At 46.1% G+C, this 1,004-nt stretch carries 2 protein-coding genes and 1 pseudogene; 1 reads left to right on the top strand and 2 read right to left on the bottom strand.

What is annotated here, in order from left to right:
* Together A3729_RS34450 and A3729_RS31295 are read right to left on the bottom strand one after the other, a co-directional pair.
* Nucleotides 1-79, bottom strand: a pseudogene (locus A3729_RS34450) (hypothetical protein); the annotation flags it as partial.
* 40 nt (nucleotides 80-119) lie between these two features.
* On the bottom strand, nucleotides 120-293 hold the full coding sequence (locus A3729_RS31295; protein ID WP_156495185.1) for a hypothetical protein: 174 nt from the start codon (nucleotides 291-293) through the stop codon (nucleotides 120-122).
* 158 nt (nucleotides 294-451) lie between these two features.
* On the opposite strand from A3729_RS31295, the gene A3729_RS03675 reads away from it, so the two are divergent.
* A partial coding sequence (locus tag A3729_RS03675; protein ID WP_156497624.1) for a hypothetical protein occupies nucleotides 452-1,004 on the top strand: 553 nt, incomplete at its 3' end.

Raw genomic sequence — 1,004 nt, forward strand, 5'->3', positions numbered from 1 at the left:
CGAGATCGATGATTCCTCTGTCCGCAAGTGAGAGTACAGCGAGGGAAGCGATAGCTTTGGTAACGGACATAACGCAGCAAAGAGTATCCTCCTCCCAGAGTTGTTTTTTACCTTTATCCTTATAACCCCCCCCCCCATAAGTCGACTACCTTTTCGCCGTGATTATAGGCGGCAACGCTAGCGCCAATTTCATTCCGTTCTTTGAGGTTTACTAGAAAAGCCTCCTTCACGGCTTCATAGCCAGGGGCGCAGTAACCTGAATAGGGAATATCGTCGGTGATTGTGGCTGACACGTTGACCAATCTCTTATAGAACTGTAGGTTTATACAATGTAGTCCATGAATTGATATTTGTCATAATTATGGATATCCAACTGGCTGTCAGTCAGGCGTTAAGTGTTAACAATATCGATAATAAAAGATAAAAAGAGTTGTTTAAGAGAATTAAAGCAATGCTTCGTATGCTTGGGTTTGTGTTGGCCTTCATGAGTGGCGCGTCAACTTCCTATTCCGCGACACCTGTTGACGCCTGGTTGCTAGAGGAGGGTGGTTCGATCCCGACGAGTGGCAAAGTGACACAGTGGAAGTTTGCACACCCGGCGCCTCCTGTTTCTCATTTACCACCGGTTTGGCAGAAAGGGATTGATTGGATACAACGTAAAACCAACAACGAATTGCAAATTAAAATGTATGGCGGTGGGTCTCTCTATGGTGTCACCGGAGGCTTCAAAGCTTTACGCGCTGGCGTGGCTGATTTTGGGACGTGTTATACACTGGCCGAAGCAAAAGGTTTTGAGTTGTTTAAAACCATCCAGCTCCCCTATATAGCCCCTTCCAACCCTTACTTAACTGCACGAATTGTGAACGAGCTAATGGCTGATGGCTTGGCTGAGGAGTTCACTCGACGAGGTGTTTATCCAGCACATGTTATGCCAGTGAGACCTCTAAGCTTAATGAGCAAAACACCTATTCGTAGACCTGAAGACTTAAAAGGCAAAAAGGTGG

Source organism: Oleiphilus sp. HI0043 (assembly GCF_001634935.1).